This window comes from Pedobacter sp. 22163 (assembly GCF_052045595.1).
Taxonomy (GTDB): Bacteria; Bacteroidota; Bacteroidia; order Sphingobacteriales; family Sphingobacteriaceae; genus Pedobacter.
The window spans coordinates 527,112-551,512 of record NZ_JBQEPM010000001.1 but is presented as its reverse complement, the minus strand read 5'-3'; the positions used below and the strand labels follow the sequence as shown (position 1 = coordinate 551,512).

Sequence of the window (24,401 nt, the reverse complement as noted above, 5' to 3'; positions counted from 1 at the left end):
GATGAGCCATGAAACAATATATTACACACAATGAAGGGAATCTAATTGAAATAGATGACCTGCAGGCGGCGATTTATCAGGTGGCCGATTATATCCATTACCTGCACAGCGATGATGCGCCCGAGATGCACCGCTTTGATCAGAAGCGGCAGGTCTACTGGCGCGATATTTTTATCAAGTTGAACCTGTTAAAAAATAGAAAGGAGTCAGGTTATGATCACAATTAAGGTATCCTTGCTGTTAAGAGAGAAGCTGCGGGAAACAGAAACCGAGATCATCAGCGCAATACAAAAGGAACTTGGCCGTATCGGCAGGTGTGTGGATAGCAGGGAGCTGGAACACATTCCCTTTGATGCCGATTTAGAGGGATATATCGAAGGCCTGCGCTTAGATATACGCGGGACAATCTGGGTAGATACTTCATTTGAAGATATCAAAGAAAAACGGCTGATCGACTTTCTTTCAGACGGGGAGATATGCCTTGAGCTTCTGCTGGATCTGCTGACCCTGCTCGAAGAAATCAGTTAATTTTTCGGTTTGGCTTAGCTGCCTAAAGCCCTGATCGCTTTTGCGGGAGGGCCTTTTTTGCGGCGCTTTAAGTGATGGATGAAGTGAATCTGCCAGGCATCTAAGACGCTTTATTTGTCAGGATTTCCATTGATTGTTGAAGGCAGATCCGTATTTTCATATCAATCTACTGACAGAATTCTCTGAAAAAATATACTGCAAAGCATCTTACTAAAAGTATAATTGCTGCAATAATAAAAATTATCTTTTCCTTTCTTGATATCTTTGGATAAAAATTGGTTAAATCTTTTGCTATTTTGGAATCAAGCCTTTTGGCTAGAAGGCTTTTTTTGTTTACCAGATTTTTTGGCCGTGCGCTGTGGAAAAAATGCCGATTTTTATTCTGGGTGATATGGGTATCAATTTTTAAATTTGGATATGGGCTATACATTAAAGATTGGCCAGGCCATTACCTACACAGATCCAGAAACTGGTATTGAACGTATCGACTGCGAAAAGGTTTTTATGGAGGAAGCACCGGCGTTTGGTGAGGTGACCGATCACACCAATTTAAGGATGCCTTCCTATTCGGCCTGGGAGGATCTTGCGACTGCGTCCGGGCTCTACGATTTTTTCTTTGATCCGGATTATGGGCTATTGAACACTCCGGATGGGGCGACTGTATTGTCTATAGTGCACAAAACTGCCATCGATCAGGCATGCGCTGATTACGTCCAAAAGCATCCTACGGTGTTTTTGGTAAAGCACGAGGCTTCCCTGAGCGCGGAGGACTTTCATTTTGAGCGGCTAAGGTGGCTCAAGTTCTGGATTGACTGGGCACTTAAGAACTGTAGTAGGCCAGTTTTCGTGAACGAGCAGTAAGGCTTTTTTCTGCTCCTTGTCAATATCGGTAATATTCTTTTGAAGGATATCACCCACAAAAACATAGGTTTGCTTGGCATCGATTACCTACTAATACTCAGGCCAACCGATCTGTTTAAACTACTTAATCGAGTCTTTCATAAAGGTTTAGATTCCGCTTACCAACTGCGTTTTATTTCGTACGATCTTTTTATAATACCCATTGCTTAGGCAGCTTAATGCGAGTATTACATGGTCTTTCGTTGTTTGTTAAGGGATGTAGGTAGTGGGGCTGTATTCATGCTTTTTCTCATACAATCTATCATTTTTTACACAGGAATATACACTTATTTGAAGTTTGAGCGATAGTGACAGGTTCGACCCCCGGACGTACTAATGTCGAACCAGTTTATGGAAGATCTGGTGAAAATCGCCCATATACCACTAATATAACGTAGGAATATAACATCGGAAGTGATATGAGAATTATGAAAAAGCTTAGGTAGCTTAAACGATATACTAGGGTAAAAGATTATGAGTCTTTTACCCTTACCTGTCATATTAAGGGGCAGAATGTACTTTCCTTGCTTGCAAGCAATTTAAGATTTTTTTGAAACCGCAATATTTAAAGCCTTTTACGTATGTGTTTCAGCTTTTTTCAATGTGCCTCAATCTACGCCCTTTGTACGCATCGGTAGCTTATAAATTGTAGTTGAGGCAGTTATAAAAAGATCAGCACAGCTTTTACCGCCAAAAAAAACATTCGCTGTCCAAGGCTCTTTTACTTCAATATGACCTACCAGTATACCTGCCGGACTATAAATAAATACACCTTTTCCGGTCAAATAGATATTTCCCTGATTATCTAATGTTATCCCATCAGATCCATGATCGATGACCAGCTTCTGTCCGCTGAGCTTACCATTAGGTTCAATGGTATACCTGTAGGTTTTATTCCGCTCAATATCTGCAATGGCTTTTTCCCTTTTCCCCACGGCAGGTAATAAACTTTCTGCCCTTCTATTTCCAGCATTTTTCTGGTCCAGTAATCACGAGGATAATAAGGGTCTGTAAAATAGATGCCACCCTTCTTATCTGCCCAAAGGTCATTGGGTCCGTTCAGTTTCTTTCCATCCACATCTGACAGTAAAACGATAACTTTGCCACCATTGCTTATTGACCAGATTTCGTTTTTTTCATTCGCACAAGCAAGCAGCTGACTGCGACGGTTAAAGTACAATCCATTTGCACGGTCTGCTGAATCTTTAAAAAGCGAGAGATGACTTTCAGGGCTATATTTCCAGATTTTGTTATTGGGCTGATCAGTAAAATAAATATCCCCCTTTTTGTCCACTGCCGGCCCTTCTGTAAAGGAAAACTGCCGGGATATTAACTTCAGGCTATCCTGATTAAACAATTGTGCTCTTGTATCTAATCCCGTTAATATGAGAGTAACAATAGCAAAACTGTAGGACAGTATCTGCTAGAATTAAATGAATATAGCATAGTGAAATTTATAAATTAAAATTACCATTTTACCCAGGAAATCAAATCATTCGGGTAAATTCAATATGTGCAAAACCTGAATGATAAAACAGTCATCTAAGACATCTGTTCTACTAATTAGGTTTATTTGTTCCATTCAATATTATTTTCCGCCCATTGTCTTGCAGAGGTAGTTTTAATCGAATGTTGGAAATTGAAAGTTTTCTCAAGTTCCCAGGACACACCACGGCCATCTCCAAAAATAGATCTGTATTTTTTTACGAAATTGGTCGGGTCATTTTTCAAATCATTCTTCAACTCGTTAATATCGGATACAGTACGCTCAAATTTTTCTCCTGATAAGGAATCTATTACATCAGCAAACTGTCCATAGGTAATGGTATCACCACCGATATAAACTATAGTGTTTTTTATCTGGGGTTCTGCAAAAAATATTGCTGAGGTTAGTTTGCCGATATCCTCTGGTGTGGTAACGGTTACTGCAGTATCTGGACTACCCAAAACATTTACGATTTTTTTGTCAAAATCTACCAGCCCAAAGGATCTTTCGAAAAGATAGCTGGTAAACATACCAGTTGAAATGATGATCCATTCTGTGTTGTTCTGTGACCTGAGAAGCTCACGCACATCTAGCTGTTCATCGAATAAGTCTTGTGCGCTACCGCGACCAATAACGTCGAAGTCTACACCAAATTGCCATGGTAAGTAACGTTTTACTCCAGCATCAAGTACTGCATTTGCAAGTTTCAATTGAAATCCACCAGCTCCACTACCATATCCAGTACATGAAATTACAACATCGAAGTTTTTGAAAATAGATATCAAATCTGAAGATGGGGCGGACAGATCAGCGGCAAGTAAAGATGCCCCTAATGACCTGATTTCATCTACATTTCTTTTTTTCTCTTCATCGTCGGATTCGATTGTCGTACCACGGAGCAATACTGTGACTTTGACATTATTGTATTTTTTTGATTCGTGCGCTATATTGCGGATTACTGGCATGCCCAGTTCCCCAGCTCCCAAAATTAAAATCGCTTTATTTTCCATATCTATTATTTTTTTTATGATGTGCTGTATAAATGTTGCACTAACTGTGTTTTTTTTGCTTGAACAAATTTAGAATAGTTAAAGTGCTGAAAAGATAAGACACCCTTTGGTTTGTAAGTTACCTACAGGTTAGTATACTGATAATTAAGCTATTAATTTTATACAGAAATTTTTATTTTACATACTGAATACTTACCATTTTTTTAATTTATTTTGACCAGCTTTATCGCCCTGAAATAGCGTCAAAAACTGTCACTTAGATTTTTTTGGCCGATAGAAGAAATAGAAGAATCTGATCTCATTTTGTATATTAATTTGAGATAGATCCTGCTGAATATCTAATACACACAAAAATACGACATGGAAAAACTTATTACCGATGAGAAGATTGTAAAAGCCTGGGATGATATCTGTAAGGTTTTAAACAAAGATCATGATGCGCTGAAGGCCGACATCCTAAACCATGTTGGAAATAAATGGTCATTATTTATTGTACACGCTTTGGGGATTGATGGACGTATGAGATTCTCTGCGCTCCAAGACCACATCAATGGTATTAGTCAGAAAATGCTAACTAAATGCCTCCGTGAATTGGAACGGGATGGCTTGGTATCCAGAAGTGTTTACGCTGAAGTACCTCCAAGAGTTGAATACGCATTAACGAATCTCGGTATTGGTTTATTGGAACAGGTTACCCCACTTTGGTTGTGGATTGCCAACAACATTGGTCAATTTAAAGACTCAAGAGCAAATTATACGCATATAACTCCTGTTTAACTATAACTACTGGATGATGTGTTCTATGCTCTTTCCTGTCAATATTATCACTTAAATCTAAAACCTGTTTTAAAGGACTTTATGAAAGCTTGATTGCTAAAAGTCATCAGTATCAGAAAAATTAAAAACCTTATTTAGGGTAATTCAAGTGGCGATTTTTAGTAATGGGCAAAGCTGGACTCGAAGCATCGGCCAAAATATTCTAAGTCTTCTACTCCATTTAAAGCTTATGAACTATTTGCTTTGCAATAAGTTATTGATATGGCTAACCATGATCGGATAGTTAGCCATATTGTTACTTTTAATAATTCTTTCTCACGAGGCGTTCAATGATATCACGTTTAATCTTGCTTCTTTCTATGAACACTATAGTTACATTATAAACCTTTTTAGTTTCTTCAGATACCCAAATTGAAGTTCTTGTAATCTGTTATTGCATTGCAAATTTTCAATCTGATTTTGAATGAAACAGAATTATCCTCCAGGCAGACCTGAATAATATTATTGTCGTATATTTTATTACCCCAACAAGTGATTATGCCGTACCATTGATTGAAGAAATGTTAAAAATACAATTATTAATCCAAACATAAATACATTATAAGCGGCCCTTAATAACCTGTATTTTCTACCGAGAACTACTCCTTGTATATATTCGTCTTTGATAAGGCTCTGGTATAAAAAGTCATTATTACACAATACATGAGTCATTCCTGCAGAATAATCGTTTATTTTCATTTTGTAGAAATTTCCAAAAAAAAGAAGGTTCACTTTTTTAGTTGATAAATCTTTTGCCGTGAATTTGCCATTGGGGAGTGAAGGCCTGGTTGCTAGAATAGCGAGAATCAAGGCAATAAGACTAGTGGCCAGTAGAATGAGTGATGGAATTATTAAATGAAGTGTATCCTTTAAACGTCCAATCCCAAGACTAAAAATAGCTGATAGAATAATAGAGTTTACCGTAATGAGAATTTGTGTGCTTGTTTACTCTTGTATTCCTCATCAAAGCTAATTTCACATCACCAAATGTTTTATCTGGACTACTATCGTTACCAATAGTTCCATTATAAAAATAATCATGAATGCTCCTAGCGGAGCATGAGCCTTAATGTTCTCAGCCAATTTAAGATTTCTTTCTCGGATTTTTAATTCTTGAACATTTTTAGACCTATTTCTTGCTTGCTTTGCAGGAATGGTATAAATAAGACAAAACCCCATCAGTAGTAATATGGTAAATATGGCGATTCCATCTATATGTGTAAGTTTCGCTAAAACTGTTCAGGCTCTTTCGTGCCAAGCTGGCCACTCTCTTTGCAGCCATTACTCTTAGTGAATGACCTTGACTATCCTCGCAAATATAATTCATTTTTATATTTGCCTTCCATGCCTTATTTTTTCTGGGCAATGCAGTTATCGCTTCTGTATACTGCTGTATGGCTCTTATGGACTTTTTTAATAGGCTGTCGTTAAATTTAGGGGTGAATTGGAGGCTAAGAATTCGGCAGCTTATTGGTGAGTTAACATTTACTTTTATGTAGAGCTTTTAATGGGGTATAGATGTCTAAGGGTGGCTGACCGGATGTTGTACTCGGGTTGTGATTTTGCGATGCTTAAAACGCCTTAAAATAAGCCAAGTGACCAGTTTTCAGCGTATTAAGGTGGTCAGTTTAAGGGTTAATTAGTGGTTAGTTTAAAGGTATATTAACTGACCATTTTTGGGCTTAATCTCCACCCTGCGCAAGCGATTGAAATTCTGGCAGAACATGGAACAAAAGTTACAAAGGAAGAAGCAAAATTGATCTTGGACTTTATGTATAAATTTTGTATATTATCTGTTAATCAATTAGTTACAAATGAAAGGATGATAAAGAAATGAAAACCAGAAATGTCAATAATACAGTGGTATATCGGGATCGAAGAACGCATCGATTTGATCAAAAAGCACACTCAGTAATTCCATGCTAAATGTAAAGAAAATAGCATATTTATATATTCGGGTTAGTACCGATGAGCAGGCTGACCGTGGATTTTCTCAAAGAGATCAAGATCAAAGGCTTCATGAATATTGTGAAAGAAATGATTTACAGGTAGGCAAGGTTATTTATGAGGATTATTCAGCTAAGACTTTTAAAAAGCGTCCTGCATGGTCTAAACTGCTTGCAGACCTAAAAAAAACAAAAGGAAAGAAATGCAATATGATTCTTTTCACGAAATGGGATCGTTTTAGCAGAAATACAGCAAATGCATATAATATGATTGATGTATTAACTGCTATGAATATCGAACCAAATGCAATTGACCAGTATTTAGACTTGAAGGTGCCGGAAAGCAGGATAATGCTGGCAATATACATTGCAAGTGCAGAAGTTGATAATTTACGAAGAGGGTTGAATGTAGTTGTAGGAATGAGACGTGGTAGATTGGAAGGGAGATGGATGGGAAAAGCGCCAGCTGGATATGTTAATAAAATACGGGAAGATAAAACCAAATATATTGAATTGCAGGAGCCGGAAGCCTCACATATTAAATGGGCATTTAAAACATTGGCTGAAGGTACTTATGCAACAGATGTCACTTGGAATTTGGCCAGAGAGAGAGGTATGAAATGTAAGCGTAATACATTTTGGGCAGTTATACGTAATCCGGTGTATTGTGGTAAAGTGGTTGTTCCACCAGATGAACATAATGACATGTTTCTTTCCGATGGAAAACATCAGCCATTAATAAGTGAAAAACTGTTTTGGGAAGTACAGGACATACTTAACGGTAGAAGTAAAGTTCAAAGTATTAAAGCCGAAACGCCATTGAATTTGCCTTTAAGGGGATTTTTATATTGTCCTTTTTGTAATAGAACACTAACTGGCAGCCCATCCAAAGGAAGATCAGAATACTATTACTATTATCATTGTAAATCACCCTGCAAAGCGAGGTTTAAGGGCGATGATATAAATAAAGATTTTGAAAGAGAACTATTAAAATTCGTTCCTAAACCTGGAATGGCTGAGCTTTATAAAAAAGTAATCTGTGACATCACTGTGGATGACAAGGAAAATTTTGAAGTAAGCCGTAAGAAATTGATTAGTGAAATATCAGATCAAAACAATATCATAACTAAGATTAGAGCGATGCTTCTATCCGATGACCTTCATATAGATGATTATAAAATCATGAAATCGAAATGTGAGGAGAAGATAACAAGGTTAGAAGCAGAGCTAAATGATATAAAAGACAAAGCAGCAATAAAGACTGATTATGCTACACTTGTTGATGAAGCATTAAAAAGATTAAAAAAGCTGTATGAATTGTATTGTAACGGCACAATTGAACAAAAACGTTATCTCATTGGTTCGATCTTTCCAGCAGAATGGACAATTTTTGAAAATAAAGGTCGAACCGAAAAAGTCAACCTTGCAGCTCTACTTATCTATCAGATTAACAACACCTTACGGCATAAAAAAACCGGAGTTAGAACTAAAATTAGAACTAACTCCGGCTTGGTACTCCCGAAGGGAGTCGAACCTGTCTGTTATATATCTGTAAATCAGTTAGCTAATGCTCTTATCTCAGATTAAATCTTATGCGACCTATCATAACTGTATAATGGAACTGGTGAACAATAACTATATCAGCTATATCCCTTCCTATCATCCAATTCTTGGTAGCCAAATTGTTATACTCTGAGCAAAAGGGGAGCAGTTTTAAAGTGCATCCGACTAAATATCATTAAACTAATCTTTATCAATTCTTCCATTATGATTTTGCAATACGAATCAGATTTACACCTAGAATTTCCCGAAAACTATGACTACCTCATGCGGAGTCCTATACAGCCTCAAGGTGATATAATGATTTTAGCTGGAGATATTGTCCAAGAGCTGATTTTGGGTCGGCAATGGTTTTGAAGTCGAATTTGTTGTCCTTAAGATACTGCAACAGATCTTCCTTTGTTTCGCGGGCAATGGAAAGAAAAACCACATCCTTTTTTTTGAATTTTGCGACGATCTCATTTAATGGACGAACTTCAAGCTTGCAGGGTTTACAGGCAATAAACCAGAAATTCAATACCACTACCTTTCCTTTATGCCTGGCTAAGCTTACAGGCTTTCCCTCAAGGGTCTGTCCGGAGAACTCAGGAGCCGGAACGCCATCTAGCGCCCCCGGCTTTTCGATATCGTATTTGTGCTCACCGGTAAATTTGGAAAGGGCCTCTTCATAGGCATTGCGCTGAGCAAAGGCAACCTTTCCATTCAGCAGCATGATTATAAACAAAATAGTGCTCAATACGGGAATCCTGCAGGATTTTGTGTGAAGGTGCGGTTTTTTCATTGTATTGGATATTTCAACTGCCTTATACTTCTTATTTATAAAAAATAAGCCTTTATTGAAGGATATGTGATGAATAATTTCTAGTTATAGTTAATAGTGATGGGGATGCTTTTGAATACGCTAATATTGTGGGTTGTATTTTTATATAGAATTACCCATTGATATTGCCCCGATTCCCAAGCCTTTTCGCCAGTGATATTGTTAGGGGATGGTTCGTTATTGTCCATTGCTGCGCCTACAGTGATTGTTTCTCCTCCATATACTCCATTTGAAAGCTTAAGTGTAGAGATCTTTGCTGCGTTGCCAAGTCCCTTATGCTCTACCTTGGTCACCACAATGACCTTACTTAGGTCGAGTTTGTCTATACTCTCGGGATAATAGTTAGCCTTCTTTTTGATCAGCACCGAATACAGGATTCCATCATCTTTGATTTCGCTAACCTGAGCATGAAGGGTCATCTCATCTCCTTTTTTGAAGATCAGTTCCTTCTCCTCAAAAACGTCAGTATAATAGATCAGTGCACCGTTACGGGAAACAAAGTCTCTACCGATCTTGGGGTCGACCGGAAGATTTGCAGGATCCAGAATGATCAGATCTTCTTTGATCTCCAGTTGTGATCCGTTCTCGTCCTGAACAATTACCGCAAAATCATATGTTCCCTCCGGAGCGATAGCGGGAATGGTAAAATGCTTGTGTATATTGGTGTTTTTTGTGCCAATATATTCTGGCCAGGAGAGCTCAAATTTCCAGTTGGAAGCGTAGCTCTGCCCGGGCTTTTGAGATATGACCAGTTTGACATCTTTGATCTTAGTGGCAGCTAAGATGTCTGCATTGAAATGGAAGTCCCGGCCTCTCAGCGCCCGTTTGTTGTTGGCGGTACCGATCTCAACATTCTCAGCTGTAGGCTTCAATGCCTCCTGATCCGTGTTTTCCTTTTTGCAGGCAGAAAGGCCAGCTACGAGCAGCATCGCCGATAGCAATAGATTCTTGATTTTCATGATTTGAGTTTTTATTGATGTGTATGAGTCTGGATGCTTAGTTCAAGTGAGGGTGGTTATTATTTGATCTTTATACTTAGGCCTTTTATCGTTTGCCAGCCTTCTTTATCGGTCAGGCGGATCATAAAATGATAATCTCCCGGATCAATATCACTTGGAACGGTAATCTGCTGCTCCATCAGATATGACTTGTGATCTGGTGGAATGGAAAAGCTCTGTATCAGCAGAAAAGGCTTTACAGGAGCCTTAATGGCATCCATAGTGCATGTCTCCACCTCGGTGCTATGGGTATGGTGATCAAAATTGTGGTGGATATCAATGCTCAGGGATCCCAAAGCAGCATTATCATTAAGCAGCGCACGAAAGGTGAAGCGTTCACCGCGACTTAGTGTGCCGCACTGTTTGGGAAATGCGTTTGTGTCCGAAACATCAATAGTAGGATATTCAGTATCAATCTCCTTTTCGCCTTCTTTTTTACAGGCAGAAAGACATAAAACCGATAGCATGGAAAAATAAAAAAATGCTTTTTTCATTTTGTTGAAATTATAATCGATAACCTGACAGGATTGCCAGGTTATTTTGGGTTTATGTGTACCGCAATACGATATTTAATTGCTTCATATCGCAGCTGATGTTAATTATGTAACCGCTGAACAGGGACTATTTATCAAAGTGTTCCTCAAATTCGACTTCTTTTCCGCTCTGGTCAACTACTTGGAGGTGTACGTGGTAATGTCCTTTCGGAGCAGCCGCTACATCAATATGCTTGTGTAAGTTATAGGTTGTTTTACCTATCACCGCTGCATCTTCGTAGGTCACTTCTTTTTTCCATCCGTTGCCGTGCACTTCAAGCACTATTTTTGCTATTTTGTTGGGAGCGGTAATGGAAGCCTCTACATGTAGATCATTGCCAGCGGTATTTAAGCCTACTTCGAAACCAGTAGCCGTTGCAAGACTTGGATCTGCGGTTACCTGAAGATCGAACTCGACCTCGCTCACCTGTCCGTTCTGGTCGGTAACCTTGAGGTGGCCATGGTATAAACCTACTTTTGCATCAGCAGGCACATCAATATGTTTGTGGAATTCTGCGTTTTTTAAACCGGCAAATCCCTCTGTGTAGGTGGTGTTCACATTCCACCCGGCCCCAGATTCAGGATGAATCTCGAGTACCACATCTTTTATAATGCCTGGTGCACTGATCTCTGCTTCAATGTGGAGGTCGTTTCCTGGATGAGCGATCTTGCTGTTGCTTGTTCCAACCTCAAGTGCTGTAATGGACGGGGCTGGAGCGATTTGCTCATCTTTTTTACAGGCTGTAAAGGTAATCGCGAATAGAAAAAATAATAAAAGGGTTTTTGTTGTTTTCATGAGTTGGATTTTAATTGTTATTGAATAAATTAATGTTTGTTTTTAGTATGGTTAAATGGGATTTTAAGTGATAGCACGATATTTCTTCCCATCTCCGGCAATTCTATCAGCCGGTAAAAACTGGTATGGTTTAGATACCGTGTATTGAGCAGGTTCTGTGCCTGAAGACTCACTGATACGGTTTGGGTGTGAAATTTTATCTTCGTGCCAGCCTGTATGTTGATTAGCTGAAAACCTGGTGTTTTTTTCTCGGGTGGAACGATGTTGTTCTGCGCGCTGGTCAGCCTGTAGTCAAGCGAAAGGTAAGTGCCTTCTGACCTCTTTGTTTGAAATGGTGACCAGGTTAGGTTGAATAGCGCCGATGCAGGTGGATAGAACGGTAATGTGTAACCTGCCTTATCTCCGGACCGCTGCTCGGCATGTAGATATTCCCCAAGGACTTCGGCACTAAGGGTTCTAAGGAGTTTAACTTTGAACTGTAGTTCAGCGCCGTATCTCACCACGCTGCTCTGTGCATACTGAAAGATCTGGTTACCTGCCCCGTAATTTGTGTCATGGCCGGAAGTCGGGTTAAGGTAGATATAGTTTGAAAAATAATTATAAAAGGGACTAAACAGTACAGACCATTCATCAGCCTTCCACTCCAGGCTCAGGTCGGCCTGATAGGATTGTTCCGGTGAAAGGGAAGGATCACCGCGTTCGAAACTGAAATAATGGTAGTTAACCCCATTGGCGCCCAACTCTTTTGCTATCGGCATCCTGAAGCTTTTGCCGATATTGGCCTTCAGCGAAAAATTTTGCAGATTATAGTTTGCCCCAACAGACCATACCAGGCTGCTGAAGCTCCGGTTGAGATCAGATGAGCGGGCTACGTATTCTTCCCGAGTTATTCCGCCTGTAGAAATAGTGGAAGGAAACCAGTCTGTATACTTGAACATTTTGATCCGGCTATGATCAAAACGTAGTGCGGCATGGAGCAAGGTGTTATCATTCAATCTTAATCTGTCATAAACAAATGATCCAATTGAAAATTGCTTAAAGGCAGGCACCAAAAAGGTATATCCATTGATCCCGTTGTTCTGGTGCTCACCATTCAGGCCCAGGCTTAGCTCGTGTTTTCCAAGACTTACCTTATCGCGAAGGTTCGCTGAATAAACTACTTTATCAAACTCACGCTCCAGATCAGCGGGAATGCTCATAAAGGAAGGATAGACAGGCGGCATATAACCATGGTTGACATAAGTACTGAATTCCTTTCTTAAGTTCCGCTGATAGCCCACTTCACCCTCAATTCTATGCTTTCCGCTTTCGTAGACACTTTTGTTGATCAGCTTGAAATGATTAACCCTTTGATTTGGAAGCAAAATATCCCTGGATGATCTGTCATGCAGGACTGCATCAACGTTCCTTGGTTCCAGTCCGTGCGCGTTAGCGAAAAAGCCACTATTGCTAAAGGTATTGCTGAGATAAAAGATAGAACGGAACCGGCCACTTACATATCCGAGGTTTAAATGAGCGCCGGTTTCCCGTCCTGCAGTATTACGTAGGAAATTGTCCTTAAGTTTTACCTGATAGTCATATACGTAAACCGCATCTGTAGGAACCCTGTAGTCGCCATAATTCTGATAGGTAATTCTAGCGTCCAGGAACCAGCGGTTATTTCTTGCATATAAATTTACTGATGTACCAAAAAGACTATTATTGGTTTTGCCGATAAGATCTACAGATCCGCCCAAAGAATTTGCCATGGGAACAGGGGCGGGATTAATGGCTATTGCGCCGGCGATCGCGTCTGATCCGTAGATAAAGGACGCGGCCCCTTTGATTAGCTCAACTTCACTGGCAGCAAACTGATCGATCTCCAGGCCATGGTCAGCGCCCCATTGCTGTCCCTCGTGCTTAACCCCTTTATCTACCACAACTACTCTATTAAATCCAAGCCCACGGATCAGTGGTTTGGACTGTCCGGATCCTATGCCGATAGTTTTTATTCCCGGTAAGCGCTCTAATGTTTTCATCAGGCTTCCGCCCAGATTCCGCTGTATGAAGCTGGCATCAACAGTTTGTAGATTTAAGGATTCAGTTTTCCTTCGCTGCTCAATATGGTCATCCTCAATGATCACTTCCCGTAACTGCTTAACTTCAGCACGAAGCACGATGTTAATCTCACGATCGGATGCTTCGATATTGAAGGTTTTTGAAAGGGTTGTGTAGCCTAATCTTGAAAATATTAATGTTGTTTTACCACTGGAAAGACCATCGACCAGAAAATTACCACTTTGGTCAGTACCAATGAATCTGTTGCTTCCTGAAATGGTTATGGATACACCAGATAGCGGTTGGCTGTTATCATCGGTTATCCGCCCCCTTAAGTTGAAAGTTTGCCCAAAGGCATCCGAAAGCAATGCAATGAATAGAAAAAATGTGCAAATAAACTTTTGCGTGCTATAAAAATCTGACACGTATAACCAAGTAGTTGTCGGCTAATGGATCGCCCCAAAGGGCTGATCAAAAACCAGGTAAGAAAAAAAGGCTCATAGCATTCTCCTTTATGGAAAATGTGTTGACTAAAGATGCTGACGGCTCAGTTAATGAGCTGGCTGATTTAAGAAAAACAGGTTGGAGGGCCTTTATTGGTAAAGCCCTGAAGGGTAAATTCGTAGTTGCAGATACACGCGTTACACTGATAAGTTACTTTGACCGGTGATAGCACTATTATCTCCTGAGAAATATCTGTAGCGATATGCTTGCTTTGTTTCTGAATAATGAAATCACATATCTCACACTTTTCGACGGCAGATACCAGATCTGTAATAATGTTTTCCTCGTTTGAAGGAATAACGCTGTGGGCATGCGCCAGCTGCAAAATAGATATCGAAAGAAACAGCATAACCAGAAGCATCGATAAGAAACGGTGCTTTTTTCCAGGGGAAAGGTCTAGCTGTTTTTTCATTGCTACAAAGTTGCATTAAAAAAATTAATTGACACTTTAAATTTTGTATATTTTTGTAACAGTTTATATACACTGGATTATTTTCGATAATTCGAAGATGACTATTCGGAGTTTTTTGGAAATGAAAGGCAATCTTTCCAGGTAAAACAAAAGTATGACCAGCAACGGTTCCATATTAGGAAAGTTTATGTGTGCGTTGAATAAATATACCTGTCATAGTTTAAGTAGTCAGAGGCGCTTGCTAATATTACTTCCGTTTATTTTTTTATGCTATCAAGGATTTATTGAGCATGGTACTTGCTGCTTTCGGTTTTAAATGTAACTTCTTGCGTCCTTATTCTGACGGGTATTTAACAAAAGAAAAGTTCCCTTAAGTATCCTAAAACGCTTGGTATGATCATTACCTTTGCAGGTATCATCTCTTTGAGATATAAAACATCTGGGAAGAAACGAAACTGTCACAATAGCGAGTAATGAGTAATCCATAAAATGAGACCTCAATTGGCCTCGGGCTTGCCAAATGGAAATAATTTCTCTATTGAACTGAATAAATCTCAAGTACAAAATTCTTGATTACCGTTCTGTAAAAAGTAGCTCAATTGATAATTGTTGTAGTCAGATTGTGTAAGATGGTAATTGAGCTTGGCCGTCCACTTTGTCTTGTCGGTTAGCTGGGCGTGTGACTTGTTTTTGAGAAAAATGTGGAAGATTGAGCTGAAGGGAGAGGATGGGAAGGGGGGGGTACTGTGACCTCTGGCGTTTCCAGGACGGTAAAATGGCGTCCTTGCGTGGTTTTGTGATCCCGAATGGCTAATTTGATTAAGGGATAGTTTTTTAATGGAACCAACTGTTTTTTTGCGGATGCGGGACCAAAATACCGGATTGTCTGCGGAGGTTTTTCAGCGCTAGATTTTTGTAGTCCATAGGTACAAGTGTCAACGGGAAATTCGGAATCGATATGAAGTTTTATTCAGGAGGGATATCACTGCTTAACAAGCCGGATAAAAAGACCGGGAAGAATGAGACTTTAGGTATTCAAGTTTGTAGAAGAAATCCTCTGATAACGCGCTATTGTATAGTTTGGATAAAAAAGCTTCAATCATATCCACATCCGGGATAGCCATAGAATCAAAAAGCAGCATCCTTTGGAATTCTGTATCGGTATGTAAAATGCAGATGTATTTTCCTACAATGTTTATGCTTACTACATCATCGGTGTATATAGATTTTCGTATTTCTATATCTTGAGCATATTCTTCTCCAAAATGATTGATATTTTTAGAAATCTTATCTGGATCCTGGGTATAGCTCAGAAAGCTGTCATTGTTGTTGGCATCTATGTATAATACGATTGGGTCCTGCTTCATAAAGGTTCGTTTCTTAAACTTAATAAAGGTCGGGCGTAAAAACAAGTCATTTCATATTTTGCTGGCTATTGGTCAGAATGGCAAGGTGGCCATGTTTTTTATGGCCAATATACAGAATCCGTATTTTTGTTGGTTTGTGTAGTAAAAAGGGGACTTAAGAAGGGGATGAGTTGTTTTTTGCTGTCCCCTGCGGGCCGGGCCATCTGCTAGATCTTTTGTTCCAAGAGGATGCCGCGTCTGTCCCTGACAGGGGAGTATGTATATATGTAGGGATATTAGGATATTAATTAATTAATTTTTGACCTAAGCTTCCTCTATTTCGGAGCTATTTTCTATTTTCGCGCTGCAAGCCCATAGGGTCTGCACTTTTTATCTAAACTAGCGCTTTCAGGATTGAGGCGCTTTTTTTGTAAACCGGTACCATTTTGGACAGTATGATACAAATCTAGAACAGGTCTGAAAATAAACTAATCTGCTCAACTCCATATAGCTTGATATTCTGCTGAAGTATGTTTTTTAATAAATCAAACTCAGCTTGACCTTGTAAAAAAGATAATGCTGAACCTGATTCATTACGGAATTTGTCCAGTTCAGCAGGAGATAAGGATTTAATTTTGGTTGATATTGTGTTGATTGTATATGGATCAATTTCCAGAAAATAGTTATCGAACTTAATAGTATTGATAATCGCGTTGGTGAAGTAAGGGACTTCATTGGAGAAATGAAGCTCGCCCAATAACACAGAATTGTTTTTGCTGATTTCATCGAAAGCGTTGCTATTGTTTTTTTTAAAAGGTGGGGTAGTTTTTTTGAATCAAACTATCCATTAGGTGGTTTGTGAGTAACTGAAATTGGCAATGAACAGAGTTAGAATTAGTAGTTTGGTTTTCTTCATTTCTTTTTTGAAAGATAAGACAAATTGATTTTATTGCCCTGATGATTCAATAATATACCTCAAGGTATTCCATGGAGGCGGACCGAAGGGGGTTGAAGCTTGTCGATTTATTCGTCAGTAAGCCTATTCTTTAACCATAACCGCAGTAATCAACAAGATGAAATGGTATTATTGCAGAATAATAACTGATATATGTCATCTGCTCAATGAGGCCAAACGAAATAGATAGCTTTAAGTTCTTTTGTTTAAAACTTAGAAACATGAAACAAAAAACACTTTTAAGCCTTGGAATAACTTTGTTGCTTGGGCTTTCGCAACTCTTTGCTCAAAAACAGTATCCCACATCACCGCTCAAGACAGCTGACTGGTTTGAAACAGATATTCGAATCAATAATTTAACTCATACGTCCGATTATCGCTTTGATGTGAGGTATGAAGTCACAAGTAAAGCACAAAATGGCGAGTTAGCTTTTAAAGTCTCTATTGAACGGATGAGATTGAAATATGTTGATGCAAACAAGAATTGGTTTGGCTATGATTCCTACTATCCACCCTATGTTGAAAACAGAAAAAAAAATCTAACTAAACAGATTTATGAAATAACAGCAGATAGTCAGGGGAAAATATCAAAATTGAAGCTATTATCAACTGCTACAAAAGTCAGCTTCTCAGTAATTGATGTTAAAGCACAGTCTGCGGCACAAAAAACAGAATTTACAGCCGATAGGTTTTTTCCAACGGATCATTTAAAGCAAATTTCTGAAACAATAATAAACGCGCTAATTGCTGGCAAGCCCCAAGTTAAAACAGTAGACTTATCAAACTCTGCTAGTGAGAAAAACATCGCTAGTGCAGTTTTAAAATCGGCCTCTTTTAAACTATTGAGAAACGCAGTCATAAAAGGAAACATTACTAATTTAACTAAGGCAGATAGTATTTATTCAATTACTGATTGGGATGAAGAAATTTTTAGGTTTAATAAAAATGGATCTTTTAGTGCAAATATATTGGCGGGCCCAAATACAAGGCGTAGATGGGTTTTTGGTAAATTTGATGGGGATGATGACTTTGATGGATTTAAAACTTTTAGTCTGCTGTTGGAACCCTTAGATACGCTGATCGTTAAAGCAGATGCACTGAATTTTTACAACACCGTTTCTTTCGGAGGGAATGCAGCGGCGAAAGCGGCATTAAGTAAAGATCTGGTAGCTGTTGTTGACAACCAATGGGTTAATAAAAGTAATTATCGCTCTAAATCACTAAAAGAATTTATAGCTTTTCAAAAACAGGGACAAAAAGATTTTGATAGCATTTTAAAAAAATATGCTAACCGTGTTTCTTCAGAAATTTTAGACTATTGCAGAAAAGATTTTAAGTACGTGCAGGCCGGAACAAAACTGATGTATGTTTCTGAATACTGTAAAAAACAAAAACCGGATAGACTTTTAGATGAGCTCCCAAAAGGGTTCTTTCTAAGTATCGATACATTGCCAGTTTCAATGAGTGCTTCGGAAGGTGGTATGTATTATGGCTATTATCTAAAATGGTTACTTTCTTACCAGCAAACAAAATTAGGTTTGATCAATGCCGACCAGTACGGCTTCTATGCTGATTTTGCGACCGCTATGGCATCTTTTGAAGGATATCCCCTATACTTTTCTATTTATGAATCACTAATGGAAGTGCTTCACAAAAGTGAAGTGGAGAGTACAGAAAGGCTGAAAAATTATTATGAAGATTTCATCCATAATTGTGGAAATTCTTCGTTTACAGACCGAATTAAAGAACTATGGGCAAAAGCAAGGCTATGGGCGCCTGGAAATCAAAGTCCAGTGCAGAAACTCTTGTTAAAAGATGGAAGCAGTCTTGATCTTACCCAATTTAAAGGAAAGCCCTTAGTGTTAATTGTGAACAATAATAATCCTGATATATTAAAAGGGTACATTGATCTTATAAAAAAGCAAAATGGTAGTCAGGTTCATTTTGTTATTGCGCAGAGAAATTTCTCTTCGTTTGAAAAAAGCGACATTCATCAAAAACTGAAAGAGCTGAATAATGTCACTTATGTTGAATTAAGTTATGATGGAGATAAACAAGACACTTTTGACCTCTATTATCTGCAGACCAAGGTGTTTACCTTTAACTCAGACTTTAGAGTAATATCGGGGTACCTTATCAATGAATATCCTGGCGAAGTTAAAACCGATAAGGCTGAAGCTCATCTGGTGATACAGGAACTGATCAACAAAGCAATAGGTTCGGGTGTAATGACCAAAGAGCAAAAGGCAACATTAATCAATACAATACAGTGGAGCTCAGGCTCCGCTTTACTTACTTCGATAATTATCTTTTTGGTATATAGAGCAAGAGTCGCCGGCTTAAGGAAGAAAGCTTTTTTAAAGAACAAAATAAAGGATTTGGAGATCAAGGCTATACGGTCACAGATGAACCCGCATTTCATGTTCAATGCTTTGAATTCTATACAGTCCCTGATTAACAATTATCAGTACAAAGAAGCCAATGTTTATCTGGAGAAATTCTCGTTGCTGATGCGGAGGGTGCTGAATAATTCAGAGAAAACCTTTGTAACGCTTTCAGACGAGCTAGAGGCAATAACGCTCTATTGTGAACTGGAGCAGTTGCGCTTTAACTTTAAATTTCAGATTGAGATCTCTTCCGAAGTGAATATCCAATTGACGGAAATTCCAGGTATGATCATCCAGCCGCTTGTAGAAAATTCGATTCTACATGGCTTGGCCCAAAAGGGGGGGGCAGGACAACTTTTTGTAGGTATTAGTTGTGACCAGAAATACCTTAAAATTGTAATAAAAGATAATGGCGCTGGCTTAAAAGAAAGTTTAGCTGATGATAATAAAAGCTTTGGGTTAAAACTGGTAAGAGAACGGTTAATCCTGTTAAATGCTGGTGTAAGTTCGGGGGAATTACATTTAAGTAGTAATTTAGGCGAAAATGAGAGCGGTGTTACCGCTGTATTAACTATTCCAATAGATTGATGGGGGTTTTAAGAGCGATATTAGTTGACGATGAATTGAAAAGCAGGAGTAATCTGCGTCGGTTATTGGTGGAATATTGCGCAAATGTAGAGGTTATTGCCGAAGCAGGTTCTGCTATTGAAGCTCTTAATTTAATTAGGGAATTAAACCCAGATTTACTTTTTCTGGATATAGAAATGGGAGAGCTTTCTGGGTTCGACCTGCTAAAATTATTAAATGGACAGCAAAATTTTGAAGTTATTTTTGTTACTGCATTTGATAAGTATGGGATACAGGCAGTTAAGGCATGTGCTATAGATTACCTGCTTAAGCCCATTAATATTTTGGAACTGAGCAATGCGGTTGATAAAGCAGCAGTCCAGATCAATCCTAAAAAAGAGAATGAAAGGTTAAAGGAGTTGATTGCCAATATTGATAGGGGAGATGATGAGCAAAGGATTGCTATCCCTTTATCTGATAAAATAGAGTTCTTAGCCATCAATAAAATTATAAGGCTCGAAGCTGAAGGCAATTACACGCATATTTACCTGGATAATAATAAACAATACCTGGTCTGCAAAACACTAAAGGACTATCAGGAATTGCTTGAAGGTCATAATTTTATCAGAACACACCAGTCTCACCTGATCAACTTCCGCAAAATCTCTGCTTATGTAAAAACCGATGGCGGTTATATTGCCCTGGAAGATGGTAGTCAAGCGCCAATATCAAGGCAAAAAAGAGAAGAGGTTTTGCTTAAGGTTATGAAAGGAAAGTTTTAGACTTAGCCTGATGTTAAAAGACTTCATAATCGAAAATTAATTTCTCTTGGTTTTTAAGAAATTTAGAATCGGCCAAATACGAACAACATACTGGTTTATACAAGTTACAGACTTAGTAATATACCATAATAGTGAAATCTCAGTAATCTATTCTATAGATGTTCAATGTATGTAATCTAACTCGTCAGCCAAATTAATTATACGTTTTAAATCTGACACAAAGGTTTTCAAGAGAATGCCAATGAGGTGAGCAGCGAGGGAACTGAACCCCAGCTTAAAATCTCGCTCTGTATGATTTAAAAAACACTTTTGATAAATGACTCACCGAATCACTCACCTGTACTTTCTTAACTGCAAATGCTATTAGGTAAAGATATAAATTTTATAGTTAATTAAAAGTAGGCTTAATCAGTGATGTCAATAACATCCCCACCTGTATTTTTTATTCATTTTGAGTTACATTAAATAGTTTATTTAAAGCTACTTATAAAATTTATAAAATCAATGTGTATTTTTTTGCAATGATTTTTAAATATTCCACAGAGGATAAACCGAAAAAAGTATATCAGTTACTTAAACGATTAATTTAATCATTTCAACGATTCATTCCCTTGTTTCGTTGAATAGTGGCTGGCTGGCGGGGGAGATGGTGCTAGATTTACATCAGTAAACAACAAGAAACATTAAACTTAAATTAAAAATAACATGGAAATTCAACAAACTCCCGAAAACGCATTATCTCATTCAACAGTAACCGCGATCATCAATGCGCCATTTGAGAAAGTTAACATTGCAGACTGGCTTTTAAATCTACCTGATGCAGAATATCAGCGCTGCTCAACCCAGCACATTGGTGCAGCAATCAGCAGTACCTATGATGGACAGCCAGTATCATTAAACGTGGAAACCATTGGTGATGCGCTTATGGTTCAGCACTATGTGGCAGATGTTGCCCGCCCTGATTATTGCCGCATGCTTTCAATCTCGGATTCTATTACCAAAGGCGGCCGTACCAAGGTTCAGGTTTTGTGGGAATTAAAAGCGAGTAAAATTGATGATAACACGACCCTTTACACCAACGAAATCCACGCTACTGCAACTCCGGAAATGTTTGAATATATTAAAGAGCATGGCGTTAATTTAAAAGATGCTGCTGCTGCAAGACAAGCTGCCTCAGATGCACATAACCACGAAGAGACTCCTAACTTTGCAAAAAGCATTGAGAATAAAGCGTTAACTGGTAAATATAACCAGCCATTTTAGTCAGAGATTCATATCATTAGTTACGCGCCGATTGGCGCGTAACTCTATATAATACAATATGGAAACTAGTCTATTTAACCAGCTTATTGGATCCTGGACCCTAGTGGATCTTATCGAGGTACCCATAGATGGTGGACCAATTACTCATCCGATGGGAAAGGACGCAAAGGGTCTGATTATCTACAATCCAGATGGATTTATGTCTGCACAGATTATGAATCCAGAAAGAAAAAACTTTGCAAAAGAACATTATACAGGTGCTACAGCTGAGGAATATACCCAGGAAGGTTCAACCTATCTTGCATATTCAGGGCCATTTTCGCTTGATGAGGAGAAAAAGACCTTGACGCATAGCATGTATGTTTCTCTCTTTCCAAACTGGACTGGCCAGACGCAGAGCCGGATTGTCCACTTTGCAAAAGGACTATTACATCTGGAAAGTGGCAAGCCTTTTGTGTCCAACGGGCTTACAGTGACCCACAAGCTTACCTGGAAAAGAGTGACACAAACAAATGTTAGACCTTAACTTTAAACAAGATGAAAGCAATAGTTATAACGCACTACGGAAAAGCGGATGTTTTGCAACAACGTGAATATCCAACTCCAAAGGTATCTGTAGATCAGGTACTCATAGAGGTGAGGGCGGCAGGTCTAAACCGATCGGATGTCTTTCAGCGTGAGGGGAACTATCCCGCTCCAGCAGGTGTACCCGCTGAGATACTCGGACTCGAAGTTTCGGGTACCATAGTTGAGGTAGGGCCTGATGTAAAGGAGTTCAATGTTGGAGATAGGGTTTGCGCACTGCTAGCAGGGGGAGGGTATTCGGAATTTGTTGCTGTGGGCGAGGGGCAATGCCTACCGATTCCTACAGGATTGAATTTTGCAGAAGCAGCAAGTCTTCCTGAAACTGTCTATACTGTCTGGTCAAATGTATTTCAAAGAGGTTCTTTGAAGCCAGGTGAAACACTTCTTGTTCACGGAGGTAGCAGTGGGATTGGCATTACTGCAATCCAGGTGGCAAAAGCTTTAGGATCTCCTGTGGTCGTAACAGTGGGATCTGATGAAAAAGGCCAGAACTGCATCGAACTGGGTGCAGATTTTTATATCAATTACAAAAAACAAAATTTTGAACTTGAGCTTCAGGAACAGGGCGTTGACGTAATCCTCGATATGGTTGGTGGCGAATACTTGAGCAAGAACGTCAATATTTTAAAACCAGAAGGACGGCTTGTTCATATCAATGCTGTAGATGGCAACAATGTCGATCTTGACATTTGGAAAGTGATGATCAAGCGACTCACTATTAGTGGTAGCACGCTTAGAAGCCGCGATTATGATTTCAAAACAAAACTTTCAGAAGAGGTAAGAAAATATGTTTGGCCTTTGATTGAATCCGGGAAGTTTGTACCGGTAATCTTTAAGACTTTTCCGTTCTCAGAAGCTGCTGAAGCTCACAAATTGCTCGAAAAGAATACCCATACCGGAAAGATTATACTTGTTCGCTAAGGCATTATTGCATTGCTGATCTTAAGATACACATACACACATAATGATGGGCCGATTCGCTAATAGTGGATCGGTTTTTTTGTTTAGCTTAAATTTTTTGGAGCGATAAAAAATATCGGAAACTTAAAAGAATTGCCCTCCTGGGACTGCAACTCTCAAAAACGATGAAATCCTTCAAACGATTAATTTAAGTATTTCAACGATTTATTTCCTTGTTTCGTTGATAGGTGGGCATTTCGGCAAAAATGGCCAGCCGTTCCACATTTAAACTGTCACCCCATTTCGCTTTAAAGTGACCACCTGTTTCGGGGCAAACTGGCCGTTCTGATCTTTTGGTCAGCTTTTTTCGCAACTGGCTTTCGGGAATAATTTTTCAATTTCTGCATAAAATAAAGGCTCCTGGGAGCATATCTAATATTCGGGATGGACTACGGTCACTTCGCTGTTTTGAAGGGGGGATGGCGTTTTTTTACGTGTTCCAGTACCTGCGAGTGGATTTTGATCGCTAGAGAGGTCTGAATTGAGGATAAATCCGGCAGTAAGATGGATTAAACCGAAAAGTCCTGACGAAAATGGATTTGGATCCGAAGTGTATATTTGTTCAGAGGGAAAGGAACTTAGATGTGCGTCATCCGGTAATCAAATTGGTGGCCAGTTTGGACCGAAACAGAGGGGTCACTTTCACCGAAATACACACTAGGCTCTTACCTTGAATCTGGAGCAATTAAGGGTCCCAAGCGAAAACTGTTCGTTTCAGAAATAACCGAGATTATTGATATGAGAAAATCGCTAGACTTTACTGGCATACCGGAAGAGGATTGGCTAAGTATCAGAAAAATGTTCGAACAGGCTTCGCATCCTTCTCTTCGAGATGTTTTTGAAGATGCCAAATATCTGCGCCTACTAAATAAGGGTGCCTTGTTGAGTTTAAGACTTTCAGAGAGCTGGCGAATAAACCGAGATTATTCAGGAGCAAAAAATGCCATAAGAGATGCTCTGGTTCAAGAGCACTTTTCAATGTCTCATCGTACCTGGAACGGAATCTTTGTTATGACACTTCATAAATCCAAGGGAAAGGAGTTTAATGAGGTCATTATTTGGGAAGATCAATACCAGTCCATAGTTCCGTACATGGCCAATTCTGTTGCAATAGAGCAAGCCAAGCTTGTTTTGCGAGTAGGAGTGACCCGAGCAAAACAAATGACGACTATCTGTACTCCGGCCAAAAGTCCCTGTATTCTTGTATAAC

Annotated in this window: 23 protein-coding genes; 11 read left to right on the top strand and 12 right to left on the bottom strand. The window is 39.0% G+C overall.

From position 1 onward, the window contains the following. Positions 1-8 precede the first annotated feature (8 nt). The 3 genes from ACTJKN_RS02340 to ACTJKN_RS02330 all read left to right on the top strand — a co-directional run bounded on the left by ACTJKN_RS02340 (position 9) and on the right by ACTJKN_RS02330 (position 1,389). The gene (locus ACTJKN_RS02340; protein WP_440822327.1) at positions 9-227 is read left to right on the top strand and encodes a hypothetical protein; all 219 of its coding nucleotides are present in this window, start codon (positions 9-11) and stop codon (positions 225-227) included. Next, the gene (locus ACTJKN_RS02335; RefSeq protein ID WP_440822325.1) at positions 214-528 is read left to right on the top strand and encodes a hypothetical protein; all 315 of its coding nucleotides are present in this window, start codon (positions 214-216) and stop codon (positions 526-528) included. The genes ACTJKN_RS02340 and ACTJKN_RS02335 overlap by 14 nt, the downstream gene beginning before the upstream one ends. Positions 529-945: 417 nt before the next feature. Beyond that, complete coding sequence (locus ACTJKN_RS02330) at positions 946-1,389, top strand: hypothetical protein (RefSeq protein ID WP_440822323.1); 444 nt, start codon at positions 946-948, stop codon at positions 1,387-1,389. 647 nt (positions 1,390-2,036) lie between these two features. Here the strand turns inward: ACTJKN_RS02330 and ACTJKN_RS02325 are convergent. The 3 genes from ACTJKN_RS02325 to ACTJKN_RS02315 form a co-directional block, all read right to left on the bottom strand. Beyond that, positions 2,037-2,303: an SMP-30/gluconolactonase/LRE family protein gene (locus tag ACTJKN_RS02325; protein ID WP_440822995.1), complete on the bottom strand. Its 267-nt coding sequence runs from the start codon at positions 2,301-2,303 to the stop codon at positions 2,037-2,039. After that, complete coding sequence (locus ACTJKN_RS02320; protein ID WP_440822322.1) at positions 2,240-2,722, bottom strand: SMP-30/gluconolactonase/LRE family protein; 483 nt, start codon at positions 2,720-2,722, stop codon at positions 2,240-2,242. Before ACTJKN_RS02320 ends, ACTJKN_RS02325 begins: the two co-directional genes overlap by 64 nt. Positions 2,723-2,997: 275 nt before the next feature. Next, positions 2,998-3,924: an aromatic alcohol reductase gene (locus ACTJKN_RS02315; protein WP_440822320.1), complete on the bottom strand. Its 927-nt coding sequence runs from the start codon at positions 3,922-3,924 to the stop codon at positions 2,998-3,000. Between the two features lie 360 nt (positions 3,925-4,284). Between ACTJKN_RS02315 and ACTJKN_RS02310 the strand changes: the two genes are divergently transcribed. Beyond that, positions 4,285-4,701 (top strand): winged helix-turn-helix transcriptional regulator, encoded by a 417-nt coding sequence (locus ACTJKN_RS02310; RefSeq protein ID WP_440822318.1) that lies wholly within the window; start codon positions 4,285-4,287, stop codon positions 4,699-4,701. A gap of 519 nt (positions 4,702-5,220) precedes the next feature. On the opposite strand, the gene ACTJKN_RS02305 is transcribed toward ACTJKN_RS02310, so the two are convergent. Further along, positions 5,221-5,622 carry a Pycsar system effector family protein gene (locus ACTJKN_RS02305; RefSeq protein WP_440822993.1) on the bottom strand — a complete coding sequence of 134 codons (402 nt, stop codon included), beginning with the start codon at positions 5,620-5,622 and terminating at the stop codon, positions 5,221-5,223. Between the two features lie 1,037 nt (positions 5,623-6,659). Between ACTJKN_RS02305 and ACTJKN_RS02300 the strand changes: the two genes are divergently transcribed. Next, positions 6,660-8,273, top strand: a complete 1,614-nt coding sequence (locus ACTJKN_RS02300; protein ID WP_440822316.1) for a recombinase family protein — start codon at positions 6,660-6,662, stop codon at positions 8,271-8,273. 250 nt (positions 8,274-8,523) lie between these two features. On the opposite strand, the gene ACTJKN_RS02295 is transcribed toward ACTJKN_RS02300, so the two are convergent. From ACTJKN_RS02295 to ACTJKN_RS02260, 8 genes are all read right to left on the bottom strand, one after another. Continuing rightward, entirely contained in the window at positions 8,524-9,027 is a 504-nt protein-coding gene (locus ACTJKN_RS02295; protein WP_440822314.1) for a peroxiredoxin family protein, read from the bottom strand. Between the two features lie 80 nt (positions 9,028-9,107). Next, positions 9,108-10,025 (bottom strand): DUF4625 domain-containing protein, encoded by a 918-nt coding sequence (locus ACTJKN_RS02290; protein ID WP_440822313.1) that lies wholly within the window; start codon positions 10,023-10,025, stop codon positions 9,108-9,110. A 59-nt stretch (positions 10,026-10,084) separates the two neighbouring features. Next, on the bottom strand, positions 10,085-10,558 hold the full coding sequence (locus ACTJKN_RS02285; protein ID WP_440822312.1) for a DUF4625 domain-containing protein: 474 nt from the start codon (positions 10,556-10,558) through the stop codon (positions 10,085-10,087). Between the two features lie 127 nt (positions 10,559-10,685). Beyond that, positions 10,686-11,393, bottom strand: coding sequence for a DUF4625 domain-containing protein (locus ACTJKN_RS02280; RefSeq protein WP_440822310.1), 708 nt, complete (start codon positions 11,391-11,393; stop codon positions 10,686-10,688). A gap of 29 nt (positions 11,394-11,422) precedes the next feature. Then, positions 11,423-13,855, bottom strand: coding sequence for a TonB-dependent receptor (locus ACTJKN_RS02275; protein ID WP_440822308.1), 2,433 nt, complete (start codon positions 13,853-13,855; stop codon positions 11,423-11,425). 143 nt (positions 13,856-13,998) lie between these two features. Then, positions 13,999-14,346: a hypothetical protein gene (locus ACTJKN_RS02270; protein WP_440822306.1), complete on the bottom strand. Its 348-nt coding sequence runs from the start codon at positions 14,344-14,346 to the stop codon at positions 13,999-14,001. 989 nt (positions 14,347-15,335) lie between these two features. Beyond that, positions 15,336-15,713 (bottom strand): hypothetical protein, encoded by a 378-nt coding sequence (locus tag ACTJKN_RS02265; RefSeq protein WP_440822304.1) that lies wholly within the window; start codon positions 15,711-15,713, stop codon positions 15,336-15,338. Between the two features lie 445 nt (positions 15,714-16,158). Beyond that, positions 16,159-16,449, bottom strand: coding sequence for a hypothetical protein (locus tag ACTJKN_RS02260; protein ID WP_440822302.1), 291 nt, complete (start codon positions 16,447-16,449; stop codon positions 16,159-16,161). A gap of 419 nt (positions 16,450-16,868) precedes the next feature. On the opposite strand from ACTJKN_RS02260, the gene ACTJKN_RS02255 reads away from it, so the two are divergent. From ACTJKN_RS02255 to ACTJKN_RS02230, 6 genes are all read left to right on the top strand, one after another. After that, positions 16,869-19,622, top strand: a complete 2,754-nt coding sequence (locus ACTJKN_RS02255) for a sensor histidine kinase (RefSeq protein ID WP_440822300.1) — start codon at positions 16,869-16,871, stop codon at positions 19,620-19,622. After that, positions 19,622-20,383 carry a LytR/AlgR family response regulator transcription factor gene (locus tag ACTJKN_RS02250; protein WP_440822298.1) on the top strand — a complete coding sequence of 254 codons (762 nt, stop codon included), beginning with the start codon at positions 19,622-19,624 and terminating at the stop codon, positions 20,381-20,383. The genes ACTJKN_RS02255 and ACTJKN_RS02250 overlap by 1 nt, the downstream gene beginning before the upstream one ends. Positions 20,384-21,088: 705 nt before the next feature. Then, positions 21,089-21,646: a hypothetical protein gene (locus tag ACTJKN_RS02245; RefSeq protein ID WP_440822296.1), complete on the top strand. Its 558-nt coding sequence runs from the start codon at positions 21,089-21,091 to the stop codon at positions 21,644-21,646. Between the two features lie 58 nt (positions 21,647-21,704). Beyond that, positions 21,705-22,172: a lipocalin-like domain-containing protein gene (locus ACTJKN_RS02240; protein WP_440822294.1), complete on the top strand. Its 468-nt coding sequence runs from the start codon at positions 21,705-21,707 to the stop codon at positions 22,170-22,172. 11 nt (positions 22,173-22,183) lie between these two features. Further along, positions 22,184-23,152: an NAD(P)H-quinone oxidoreductase gene (locus ACTJKN_RS02235; RefSeq protein ID WP_440822292.1), complete on the top strand. Its 969-nt coding sequence runs from the start codon at positions 22,184-22,186 to the stop codon at positions 23,150-23,152. A gap of 777 nt (positions 23,153-23,929) precedes the next feature. Next, positions 23,930-24,400 carry a 3'-5' exonuclease gene (locus ACTJKN_RS02230; RefSeq protein WP_440822290.1) on the top strand — a complete coding sequence of 157 codons (471 nt, stop codon included), beginning with the start codon at positions 23,930-23,932 and terminating at the stop codon, positions 24,398-24,400. The last annotated feature ends 1 nt before the right edge of the window (position 24,401 follow it).